This is a genomic window from Brevibacterium sp. UCMA 11752, assembly GCF_021532235.1.
Taxonomy (GTDB): domain Bacteria; phylum Actinomycetota; class Actinomycetes; order Actinomycetales; family Brevibacteriaceae; genus Brevibacterium; species Brevibacterium antiquum.
This window is the reverse complement of record NZ_JACBOS010000003.1, coordinates 1012365-1024814: the sequence shown is the minus strand read 5'-3', so window position 1 is coordinate 1024814 and position 12450 is coordinate 1012365. Positions and strand designations below refer to the sequence as shown.

At 59.8% G+C, this 12450-nt stretch carries 6 protein-coding genes and 3 rRNA genes; 3 read left to right on the top strand and 6 right to left on the bottom strand.

Annotation, left to right across the window (positions count from 1 at the left end):
• Positions 1–46 precede the first annotated feature (46 nt).
• Both otsB and HU144_RS04615 read right to left on the bottom strand, forming a co-directional pair.
• Entirely contained in the window at positions 47–2692 is a 2646-nt protein-coding gene (gene otsB / locus HU144_RS04620; RefSeq protein WP_235350327.1) for a trehalose-phosphatase, read from the bottom strand.
• A gap of 71 nt (positions 2693–2763) precedes the next feature.
• Positions 2764–3492 (bottom strand): hypothetical protein, encoded by a 729-nt coding sequence (locus tag HU144_RS04615; RefSeq protein WP_235350326.1) that lies wholly within the window; start codon positions 3490–3492, stop codon positions 2764–2766.
• 103 nt (positions 3493–3595) lie between these two features.
• Between HU144_RS04615 and HU144_RS04610 the strand changes: the two genes are divergently transcribed.
• Genes HU144_RS04610 through HU144_RS04600 form a run of 3 tightly spaced genes read left to right on the top strand, consistent with a single transcriptional unit; the run spans position 3596 to position 5691 of the window.
• The gene (locus HU144_RS04610; RefSeq protein ID WP_235350325.1) at positions 3596–4168 is read left to right on the top strand and encodes a helix-turn-helix domain-containing protein; all 573 of its coding nucleotides are present in this window, start codon (positions 3596–3598) and stop codon (positions 4166–4168) included.
• 30 nt (positions 4169–4198) lie between these two features.
• Positions 4199–5317 (top strand): serine hydrolase domain-containing protein, encoded by a 1119-nt coding sequence (locus HU144_RS04605; protein ID WP_235350324.1) that lies wholly within the window; start codon positions 4199–4201, stop codon positions 5315–5317.
• Entirely contained in the window at positions 5314–5691 is a 378-nt protein-coding gene (locus HU144_RS04600) for a hypothetical protein (RefSeq protein WP_235350323.1), read from the top strand. The genes HU144_RS04605 and HU144_RS04600 overlap by 4 nt, the downstream gene beginning before the upstream one ends.
• A 68-nt stretch (positions 5692–5759) precedes the next feature.
• Here the strand turns inward: HU144_RS04600 and HU144_RS04595 are convergent, their stop codons facing one another.
• From HU144_RS04595 to HU144_RS04580, 4 genes are all read right to left on the bottom strand, one after another.
• Entirely contained in the window at positions 5760–6185 is a 426-nt protein-coding gene (locus HU144_RS04595) for a QcrA and Rieske domain-containing protein (protein WP_235350322.1), read from the bottom strand.
• Positions 6186–6482: 297 nt separating this feature from the next.
• Positions 6483–6601 (bottom strand): 5S ribosomal RNA (gene rrf / locus HU144_RS04590).
• A gap of 155 nt (positions 6602–6756) precedes the next feature.
• A 23S ribosomal RNA gene (locus tag HU144_RS04585) occupies positions 6757–9870 on the bottom strand.
• Positions 9871–10301: 431 nt separating this feature from the next.
• Positions 10302–11833 (bottom strand): 16S ribosomal RNA (locus tag HU144_RS04580).
• The 16S, 23S and 5S rRNA genes sit together here, the layout of an rRNA operon.
• Between the last annotated feature and the right edge of the window lie 617 nt (positions 11834–12450).

Here is a 12450-nt window from a genome sequence, read left to right as displayed (position 1 = left end):
TCGCCCCGTTTCTCGGTTGCCGGATGCCGGTGACCGTATGCCGTGCTCAGCTGGGGCGGTAGGCGTCGAGCATCTGCGCGACGCGGATGTAGCCCAGGTGAGAGTAGGCCTGCGGGTGATTGCCCAGGTGCATCTCCGCGACCGGGTCGTATTCCTCGGCCAGCAGTCCGGTGGGCCCCAGCAGGTTGTCCAGCTGACGGAACAGGTCCCACGCGTCGTCGATGCGTCCGACCTTGATGAAGGCCTCGATGAGCCAGGTCGTGCAGATGTGGAAGCCGCCCTCAAGACCGGGCAGCCCATCGTCGTAGCGGTAGCGGAAGACCGTCGGACCCACTCGCAGGTCGCGCTCGATGGCATCGACGGTCGAGACGAAGCGAGGGTCGTCGGCCGGCAGCAGACCGGAGAGCCCCACGAACAGGCACGCCGAGTCGAGGTCGGTCTCACCGTAGGCAACGGTGAAGGCCCCGACCTCTTCGTTGTACCCGTTCTCGAGCACATCGTGGGCGATCTCCTCGCGCAGCTGCCGCCAGGCACCGGGAAGTTCGCGGCCGAAGCGCTCGGCGATCTGCAGCGCCCGATCGACGGTCACCCAGCACATCACACGCGTGTAGACGTTGTGCTTCGGCGGCCGTCTGGCCTCCCAGATCCCGTGATCGGCTTCGAACCACCGTTTGCTCACGGCTTCGACCATCTGACACGTCAGTGTCCAATACGAATCCGGAAGATCGCCGAGGTGCTCGCTGAGTTCGTTGAGGAGCTCGGTGACCGGGCCGAAGACGTCGAGTTGGACCTGGTGTTCGGCCGCGTTGCCCACCCGAACAGGACGGGACCCCGCGTATCCGGGCAGGTGGGCCAGCACCGCCTCGGTGGTCAGGGCTGAGCCGTCGACGGCGTAGAGCGGGTGGAGTTGCTCGGGGGACACTGTACGGGTCAGGATTCCCGTCAGCCAGGACAGGAATCCTTCGGCTTCACCGGTGGACCCGAGGGAGAGCAGCGCGCGCACGGTCATCGATCCGTCGCGCAGCCAAGTGTAGCGGTAGTCCCAGTTGCGCACGCCGCCGATGCCCTCGGGCAGGGAGGTCGTCGGTGCCGCGAGCACCCCTCCTGTCGGTTCGTGGCACAGCGCGCGCAGGGTCACCGCCGAGCGGATGACCTCTTCGCGGTGGTGGCTGGGGATGTTGAGGGTGTCGACCCAGTTGGTCCAGAAGTTCAGGGCGCGCTCGCGCACATGGTGCTCACCGCCGGTGGCCATGTAGCGGGCATCGCCGGTGCCGGTGCCGCAGGCCAGAACGAGGACCACGACGCCACCTGGCATGTCAGAGGGCACGACAACCGCCTCGGCGGTGTGTGACTGTCCGGTCTCACTGATCTCGAAGTCGAGCCCGGGCGCGATCAGGGAGATGGGCTCGGAGGTGCCGAGCAGCTGCACGCCGTCATGGCTGCGGATCATGCGCGTCGGCACGGTGGCGTAGTCCAGTCGTGGGGCGAAGCGGATCCTGGCGGCGGTGTCGCCGGTGAGCACGCGCACGACGATGGTGTCGTCGCTGTTGGCGTCGACCGGGGCGAGGTAGTCGATGCAATTCAGGCCCGGCCAGCGGGTCTCCAGGAGTGTGGAGTGGGTGAGATAGCGCTGTGTCAGCGGGGCGGTGCCGGCTTCGGTGTCGACGGCGAAGAATCCGGCAGCCTCGGCGCCGAGGATTTCAGAGAACATCGACGAGGAGTGCGGCAGCGGGTGCGGCATCCAGCAGATGCTGCCGAAAGGGTCGACCAGTGCCGTCGACTGCCCGTTGCCCAGCAGACTGTGCCGGTGGATCGGGGTCGCGCGCCTGCCGAACAGCCAGGATTTGCGCAGCTCGTAGATCGCGGCGAGGACGACGGAGACCTCCTCCGGGGAGGTGATCGGGAAGTCCGCGTGCGTCTCTGCAGGGTCGCGGCCCACCTTGAGCCCCAGGTCAGCCTCCCCCAGCGTTTCGAGGGCGAATTCGTCCGCGGTGTCATCGCCGATGAACACGACCACCTCTGCCCCGGTCTGCTCCCGCAGGCGGGTCAGCGCCTCGGCCTTCGACGACGGGACGACCGAGAGGTCGATGACCTGTTTGCCCCGAGTCGGGAAGATCGTATGAGTGTCGACGAGTTCATCCACCGCAGATTCGACCTTGTGGCGTTCTGCCTCGTCGAGCCCGCGCAGGTGGACAGCCGCGCCGGTGGTCTTGTGTTCGATGATCGTGGTCGGCAGCGTCTGGAACAGGTCTCGCCGGAGGCCGTCGAGAGCCGTGCGCTGCTCTGGGTCGAGGGTGTCGATGGCGACGGTGTCCGTCTCTCCGCCGTGGGAGCCGAAGAGGTGGACCTCCCGGGGCAGCCGTGACATCGCCGCGAGATCGCGGAGGCTGCGACCGGAGATCACCCCCGCCGAGGTGGACGGGAGCAGAGCGAGCGCGCGCAGTGAGTCGACCGAGGAGTCCAGCGGGAAGGCCTGGCCGGGGAGGTCGACGATCGGCGCAATGGTGCCGTCGTAGTCGGTGGCGATGAGGAGTGAGGGTGACCGTGAGACTTCGAAGAGTCGGCGGAAGAGCTCCGGGGAGAGTTCGCGGCTGGCTTCGGCTAGGTCGCCCAGGAGGCCCGAGGAGCTGACGGAGGCGGCGATGGGAGTCAGTGGGGAAAGATTCTCGTAGTCGTGCTCGACGGTACTCATCTCACCTCGGTCTTCTCGAGTTCGGCTGGGGGCGTCGGGTGACGTGGTTGTCGGCGGCTGCGCCGCGATCGTCAGTTCTTGTCGTCAGGAGCGTCTGGTGTGTCGGGAGTGTCTGGTGTGTCGGGAGCAGTTGGATCATCAGTCTCGGCTGCGGGGAGGCCATCGACGAATGATTCGCCGCCGGCTGCGATCTGCTTGGCTTTGCTGATGCGCGAGTAGCCGCCGATGATGAAGATGACGCCGGCGATGAGCGTGGCCACACCGGTGAAGCCGAGGATCCACAGCGCACCGAATCCGTCTCCGAAGATGAGGATCACGCCGAGCAGCACATGGCAGGCCGCCGCGATGAGGAAGTCCGAGGCCATCGGGTGGGACTTGAGCTGACGGTAGTTGTACAGCTCGATGAGTCCGTGGAGCAGGGCCCAGATGCTCATTGCCGCGCGCAGTTCCGCGGGCTGGTCTGCAAGGAACAGGAACACGATCGCGGGGATCGTGATGACAGCTTGGCCGTAGACCGCTGTGCGCACGCTCAGCGGCGAGCGGAGTGCTTGGTAGACAAGGGCGAGAGCGAAGAGCACGAGGTAGCTGATGGACAGGATGTCGACGATGTCGACGCCCATCGACAGGTGCTTGGGGCTTGCCGCATCACGTGGCCAGAAGACCGTCGCGAAGCCGAAGGCGACGCCGAGGATTCCGCGGACGACCATCGGAGCACCGAGCGCTTTCGACTCGGAGATGGCCTGGGGCAGTGCTTCAGGTCGCGGTTGCGTGGACTCGGTGCGCGGTTCGTCGGTACTCATCACACCACCAGTTTAGGTCTCTCACCTGAGTCTGTCTGGTACCGGGCTCGCCACTAGCAATTCATGTCTTTACGTAATTACGTATCAATTGTATTCTGAGGCTATGAGCACCCCACCGAAGGATGATTCAAGGAGCCCAGTCGAGGCTCGTCTGGCAGAACTCGAGCGCAAGGTCGCCGACCTGGAGAATGCTGCGGTCGCACCCGCTGCTCCTGCCGCGGCAGCATCCGACTCTGCCCCAAGCCAACGACCGGCCCGAGCTGCCGAGGACGATACTTTCTGGGCTCTCAACGGCCTCCTCGACCATGCGGGAGACGAGGGTGGTGTCGTCTACACCGGCCACACCACCCCACCCGGCGCCGAGTCCCCGGTCTCCTGGCAGATGGGTCTGCCCTCGGCTGCACTCGAAGTCCTCAACTTCGCCGAGGCGGCCCCTGCCCTGGCAGCACTGGGACACCCCGTCCGGCTTGAGCTCCTGCAGGCGGTCTACGAGGGCACGACCACGGTGTCCCAGCTCGGCCAGGATGACCGATTCGGCACAACCGGCCAGATCTACCACCACGTCCACGCTCTCGCCGGGGCCGGCTGGCTCGAGAATTCTCGGCGCGGGCACTGGAGGGTCCCTGGTCAGAAGATCATCCCCCTGCTCACACTCATCCTGATCGGTACCCACTGACACCGCACTGACCGTCGAACAGGACAGCACATGGATACCAGTACCAACGCCTCGCACACGAGCACCCCGCCCCCGCACGGGATTCCGGCCATACCTCAGCGACGGCTCACTGCAATCATCGCCGCTGTGATCACTGCGGCTCTCCTCGTGGTCATCACACCGTTCCCGCGCGGATTCCAAGGCCAGACCACCGGCAACGCCGGTCTGGTCAAACAGGTCGAAGAGACCCTCGGCAGCGCGCACTGGCACCATGTTGCGGCCGCGAAGGTCAACGGCGATGAGGTCACCTGGGGTGGGGTCGGTGCTGACGAGAAGACCGAGTTCGAGATCGGGTCGATCACGAAGACCTTCACAGCTGCGCTCTTCGCCGACGCCATCGAGCGGGGTGAGATCGACGAGGACACCCGACTTGGCGATGTGTGGCCCGATCTCGAAGGTGATGTCGCCGAGGTGACCCTGACTTCGATCGCCACGCAGCGTTCGGGTCTGCCCAAGCAGGAGCCGGCGCTGGACTTCGGAGACGGCCTTGCGAGCCTAATTTCGAGATACCTCCACACCGACCCCTATCGCGGGTCCGCGAGGGACCTCGTCGGCTCGCTCAAGGATGCAGACGTGGGTGAGAAGAAGACGGAGTACTCGAACTTCGCCTTCGGGATCCTCGGCCAGGCCCTCGCGACGGTCACCGGATCCAGCTACGGAGATCTCGTTCGCGACCGGATCACCGAGCCCTTGGGGATGGACAACACGTACGTGCCCGAATCGGCGCAGGGACTGCCCCACGGGTACACAGCCTCCGGGCTTCCGGCTGCTCCCTGGACGCTGGGCGGGACGGCCCCGTCAGGCGCCGCCAGGTCGACAGTGCACGATATGAGCATCTGGCTGCGAGCGACGATGGATGGGACAGCTCCAGGCGCCGAGGCGATCGAACCTCGCGAAGACTACGACGAGGGCAACCGCATCGGCTGGGCCTGGTTCACAACGAAGGATCGCAGTCCGAATCTCACCTGGCACAACGGCGGGACCGGCGGGTACCGGTCCTACTTCGGTTTCGACCCCGAATCGGACGAGGGGATCGTCGTCCTCGTCGACTCGGCGAACTGGGTCGACGATGCCGCCGATCTGATCTCGTCGGCAGGAGATCGATCATGAATCCCGAACTCTTCTCTCAGATCGCCAGCGCAGTCGTCGTCGCGTGGGGATCCTTCGCCGCTATCCGGGCGACTCGAGCGACAACCCGAACAATGCTGCTGAGCAATCTTCTCGTTGCCGTCGCCATGCTGCTGCTCGTCCGGCTCATCGCCGACTTCGGCGGCTGGAACTCGTGGTTCTTCTACGTCTGGATGCTCAGCCTCGGCGGCTATGTCTTCGCTGTGTATCTGGCGGCAACAGTGTGGCCGACCCTCTCGTGGAGGGCAGCGAATGAGAAGACGCATCGGTCGGAGATCGCCAATCTCAGCGTCTCGAGCGTCCTCACACTCGCCGTCTCCGGTGCCCTGGTGGTACCGGGATTGCTGCTGAGCTAGGACGGTCGGCAACGTGCAATACCGAAATCACCGAAGATGCCGCTCGCAAGAGGTGAGGTGCGCTCGGTTCAGGAACTGCCGGAGATCGTCAGCTTCCCGCCGGTTTCAGACACCGAATATTCGGCGAGTGGCTCGGTCGCGGGACCGCCGGTCACCTCACCTGAAGTGGTCGAGAACCTCGAGGAATGACACGGGCACACGATCTCCTTTTCGGTCACGGTGCGAACCTGGCAGCCCTGGTGTGTGCAGACGGAAGAGAAGGCGTGAAACTCGCCCTCCTTCGGCTGGGTGATGACATAGGTTTCATCGACGACGGTTCCGGATCCGACAGGAACCTCGCTGGCCTCAACGGTGGCATCTGCGCCGGAGTCGGACTGTGAGTCGCCCGGCTCCTCCGAGGTGCACGCCGAGGTGAGCCCTACAGAGGTGCCGACGACTGCGACTCCGCCCACCAGACTTGCTGACTTGATGATCGCGCGCCTGTTCGTTTCCACTCTGCTCCTCAGTTTCATGCCCATGAGCCCGCGGCTCGGTAGTTCGGCCTCCAGGGTAACGCGAGGAGCTGACACAGCAATGACAAGGGACGGACGTTCCGTGTCTCCCTGGCTGTGAAGGTCCATCTGTCACCTGCCGGACACCCCAATGGGGCCAGTGAATATGAAAAGGGGTCATCCCGCAACACACGAGACAACCCCCAACACAACCCCACGCACATGAAAACACACAAGGCCATGAATACGAGAAAGGGGCCACCCCACCGAAAGTGGAATGACCCCAGACTCTTAAGAATATTGCGGCAGTCACTTACTCTCCCACAACCACCAAGTTGCAGTACCATCAGCGCGAATGGGCTTAGCTACCGGGATCGGAACGGTTAACCGGGCGTTTCCCCACCACTATCACCACCGCAAAACCAACAAACCACCACCACCCCTGAGCCAAGCTCGAAGAGTGTAGTAGCGGTCCAAGAACCGTACAGCGAACGCGAACACCATCATGCAACATGACCCGTTAAGTCTTATAAAACCCGTAAACGTTACTCGCACACACCAACCAACAAAAGGGTTGTATGAGTGATCGGCGTATTAGTACCAGTCAACTCCACACCTCACAGTGCTTCCATACCCGGCCTATCAAACCCATAATCTATAGGACACCTCACCCCCAAAATGGGGTTGGAAATCTCATCTCGAAGCAGGCTTCCCGCTTAGATGCTTTCAGCGGTTATCCTTCCCGAACGTAGCCAACCAGCCATGCACCTGGCGGTACAACTGGCACACCAGAGGTTCGTCCGTCCCGGTCCTCTCGTACTAAGGACAGGCCTCCACAAATTTCCTACGCACGCAGCGGATAGGGACCGAACTGTCTCACGACGTTCTAAACCCAGCTCGCGTACCGCTTTAATGGGCGAACAGCCCAACCCTTGGGACCGACTACAGCCCCAGGATGCGACGAGCCGACATCGAGGTGCCAAACCATGCCGTCGATATGGACTCTTGGGCAAGATCAGCCTGTTATCCCCGAGGTACCTTTTATCCGTTGAGCGACCACGCTTCCACAAGCCATGGCCGGGTCACTAGTCCCAGCTTTCGCTCCTGCTCGACACGTCCGTCTCACAGTCAAGCTCCCTTGTGCACTTACACTCGACACCTGATTGCCAACCAGGCTGAGGGAACCTTTGGGCGCCTCCGTTACTCTTTAGGAGGCAACCGCCCCAGTTAAACTACCCATCAGGCACTGTCCCTGAACCCGATCAGGGTCCGAAGTTAAGAAATCCAGTATAGTCAGAGTGGTATTTCACTTGACGACTCCACCCCAACTAGCGTTGAGGCCTCACAGTCTCCCACCTATCCTACACAAACCACACCGAATCCCAATACCAAACTATAGTGAAGGTCTCGGGGTCTTTCCGTCCTGCTGCGCGTAACGAGCATCTTTACTCGTAATGCAATTTCGCCGAGTTCGTGGTTGAGACAGCAGAGAAGTCGTTACGCCATTCGTGCAGGTCGGAACTTACCCGACAAGGAATTTCGCTACCTTAGGATGGTTATAGTTACCACCGCCGTTTACTGGGGCTTAAATTCTCCGCTTCACCCCCTAAAGGGTTAACGAGTCCTCTTAACCTTCCAGCACCGGGCAGGCGTCAGTCCGTATACATCGACTTACATCTTCGCACGGACCTGTGTTTTTAATAAACAGTCGCTTCTCTCTGGCCTCTGCGACCACCACCAGCACATCCAGGAGCAAGTCCTGTTCACCGGGATGGTCCCCCTTCTCCCGAAGTTACGGGGGCATTTTGCCGAGTTCCTTAACCACGATTCTCTCGATCACCTTAGTATTCTCTACCTGACCACCTGTGTCGGTTATAGGGTACGGGCAACACACAACCTCACGCCGATGCTTTTCTCGGCAGCATAGGATCACCAGATCACCCCACCAAAAGTGGGGCGCCCATCAGCTCTCACACTCAATGTGGGGACGGATTTACCTACCCCCACGTGCTACGACCTTAGACCACGACTACCATCGCGTGGCCTGGCTACCTTCCTGCGTCACACCTCGCGCTTACCGACTCCACACTCAGGTCCTTGCCAACTCGCCAACATCACATCCGAAGACGCAAAGGACGAGCCAGAAAGTTAGTATCGTGTGTTTTGGTATTGACGGTTGAATGTCGGTACCAGAATATCAACTGGTTGTCCATCGACTACGCCTGTCGGCCTCGCCTTAGGTCCCGACTTACCCAGGGCGGATTAGCCTAGCCCTGGAACCCTTGGTCATCCGGTGGACGGGTTTCTCACCCGTCTTTCGCTACTCATGCCTGCATTCTCACTCGTACCGGCTCCACCACTCGTTCACACGGCGACTTCACTGCCAGCACGACGCTCCCCTACCCAACACCCCACCATTACGGCTTCAGGGGTGCTGCCACAACTTCGGCGGTGTACTTAGCCCCGCTACATTATCGGCGCTCAATCACTTGACCAGTGAGCTATTACGCACTCTTTCAAGGATGGCTGCTTCTAAGCCAACCTCCTGGTTGTCTTCGCAACTGAACATCCTTTCCCACTTAGCACACGCTTAGGGGCCTTAGTTGATGGTCTGGGCTGTTTCCCTCTCGACAATGAAGCTTATCCCCCACTGTCTCACTGCCACGCTGAACCTTACCGGCATTCGGAGTTTAGTTGACGTCAGTAACCCGGTGGGGCCCATCAGCCATCCAGTAGCTCTACCTCCGGCAAGAACCACGCAACGCTGCACCTAAATGCATTTCGGGGAGAACCAGCTATCACAGAGTTTGATTGGCCTTTCACCCCTAACCACAGGTCATCCCCTCCATTTTCAACTGAAGTGGGTGCGGGCCTCCACGCGCTCTTACACACGCTTCACCCTGCCCATGGCTAGATCACTCCGCTTCGGGTCTAGGACACGCGACTCATACGCCCTATTCGGACTCGCTTTCGCTACGACTACCCCTCTCGGGTTAACCTCGCCACGCACCGCTAACTCGCAGGCTCATTCTTCAAAAGGCACGCCATCACCCCAACAAGGAGGCTCTGACGGATTGTAAGCACATGGTTTCAGGTACTATTTCACTCCCCTCCCGGGGTACTTTTCACCATTCCCTCACGGTACTATCCGCTATCGGTCATCAGGAAGTATTTAGCCTTACCAGGTGGTCCTGGCAGATTCACACGACATTCCACGAGTACCGTGCTACTCGGGGTTATGCACAACGTCGGGGTCACATGTTTCGTCTACGGGACTCTCACCCACTGCGGTACTGTTTCCCACCAGCTTCGACTACACGCAACACACATCAACGTCCCCACCATGCTGGGTGAGACACGCATACCCCACAACACCACGTCAGCAACACCAGCACGCTTGACACTGACACGGTTTAGGCTCTTCCAGTTTCGCTCGCCACTACTCCCGGAATCATATTTTATTTTCTCTTCCTACGGGTACTGAGATGTTTCACTTCCCCGCGTTCCCTCCACACATCCTATATATTCAGATGCGGGTCACCACACTCTCATGTGGCGGGGTTTCCCCATTCGGAGACCCTCGGATCACAGCCCGTTTATCGGCTCCCCGAGGCTTATCGCAGATTTCCACGTCCTTCATCGGCTCCTGATGCCAAGGCATCCACCATGCGCTCTTACACACTCATACCAACCACTTTCATGGTCGATGATTGTGTGCGCGAAAAAAACACTTTCGGATTTCACAAGAAAAATCACATTACATAACAACACACCACTGGTGTGTTGTTGATGCTCGCGTCCACTATACGATTCTCAAACCACTACCAAACACCACCCACACCCACAACGACGAAGCGCTGTGACTATGGTCTGGGTCGGTCCGTTAGATGAAACCACCACACCACACACTCACAACCACAAAGACTGTGTTTGTGTGGGGCCTGTGATTCCAGGACCCAATAACGTATTCATTCATATCCACCCACCAACACGCTCACACGAGGCACATACCCCGAAGACCGCTGTGTGGACGAGCCAGATAGGGATGTTCCACCCTTGAGCTACCCAACCAGCATCACGAATGGACGCTGCGTTGGGGTTCTGATGTGTGCTCCTTAGAAAGGAGGTGATCCAGCCGCACCTTCCGGTACGGCTACCTTGTTACGACTTAGTCCCAATTGCCAGTCCCACCTTAGACGGCCCCCTCCACAAGGGTTGGGCCACCGGCTTCGGGTGTTACCGACTTTCGTGACTTGACGGGCGGTGTGTACAAGGCCCGGGAACGTATTCACCGCAGCGTTGCTGATCTGCGATTACTAGCGACTCCGACTTCACGTAGTCGAATTGCAGACTACGATCCGAACTGAGACTGGCTTTAAGGGATTCGCTAAAACCTCGCGGTCTCGCATCTCTCTGTACCAGCCATTGTAGCATGCGTGAAGCCCAAGACATAAAGGGCATGATGATTTGACGTCATCCCCACCTTCCTCCGAGTTGACCCCGGCAGTCTCCTATGAGTTCCCACCATCACGTGCTGGCAACATAGAACGAGGGTTGCGCTCGTTGCGGGACTTAACCCAACATCTCACGACACGAGCTGACGACAACCATGCACCACCTGTACACCAACCTCAAAGAGGAGGACCTGTTTCCAGGACGGTCTGGTGTATGTCAAGCCTTGGTAAGGTTCTTCGCGTTGCATCGAATTAATCCGCATGCTCCGCCGCTTGTGCGGGCCCCCGTCAATTCCTTTGAGTTTTAGCCTTGCGACCGTACTCCCCAGGCGGGGCACTTAATGCGTTAGCTACGGCGCGGAGAACGTGGAATGTCCCCCACACCTAGTGCCCAACGTTTACGGCATGGACTACCAGGGTATCTAATCCTGTTCGCTCCCCATGCTTTCGCTCCTCAGTGTCAGTTACAGCCCAGAGTCCCGCCTTCGCCACCGGTGTTCCTCCTGATATCTGCGCATTTCACCGCTACACCAGGAATTCCAGACTCCCCTACTGCACTCTAGTCAGCCCGTACCCACTGCACGCGCAACGTTAAGCGTTGCGTTTCCACAGCAGACGTGACCAACCACCTACGAGCTCTTTACGCCCAATAATTCCGGACAACGCTTGTACCCTACGTATTACCGCGGCTGCTGGCACGTAGTTAGCCGGTACTTCTTCTGCAGGTACCGTCACCCCAAGGGGCTTCTTCCCTGCTGAAAGCGGTTTACAACCCGAAGGCCGTCATCCCGCACGCTGCGTCGCTGCATCAGGGTTTCCCCCATTGTGCAATATTCCCCACTGCTGCCTCCCGTAGGAGTCTGGGCCGTGTCTCAGTCCCAGTGTGGCCGGTCGCCCTCTCAGGCCGGCTACCCGTCGTCGTCTTGGTGAGCCATTACCTCACCAACAAACTGATAGGCCGCGAGCCCATCCCCAACCGAAAAAACTTTCCACCAACACTCATGCGAGTATTGGTCATATCCGGTATTAGACCCAGTTTCCCGGGCTTATCCCGAAGTCGGGGGCAGGTTACTCACGTGTTACTCACCCGTTCGCCACTCATCCACCCACAGCAAGCTGCGGGCTTCAGCGTTCGACTTGCATGTGTTAAGCACGCAGCCAGCGTTCGTCCTGAGCCAGGATCAAACTCTCCATAAAAAAATTATGTTACGAATGAATCCCAGCAAGACAGCCAACACTACGGTCACGGGGTGACCGCGGTCAGCTTAAAAAAATCATGTCCACACACGCTGGCGTCACCACCCCGGTGAGGGGGCCGTGACTTGTGTGTGAACATGTGATTGTCTTACCAGAAAAATAAATGTTTCTGGCATCACTATCTGTTCAAACAAATACGCTATTGGATTCTCAAACCACACACACTCACCCGTCACCACACACCATCACAAAATGGCGGCGTACACCGGGGGTGTCAGTTTCAATTGTCGTTGCCATCCGCAACCTGTGAACAACCTGCTCAAACTGTGTTTGTGCTGGTCATACCGGGTGAAAACTGTTCTCGAAGAGTTCGTTTTCTGCGGGGCAACGAGATACAACTCTAGACCAGGCCGACCAGTGCGTGCAACTCGAAACCGGAAAACTCGACGTGACGCCCACCACACGTCCTCAGGCCACCCCAAAGAATGTCCGTGAAGGCCTCCTTTGCCTGTGGTCAGAGTCGTCGTTGCAGCGCGTGGTCCTCTATGCCCGTGTTTACCCACGGCGTCCATACCCGTGCACATCCACTTCCTCTGTACCCGTGTGTTCCCACAACC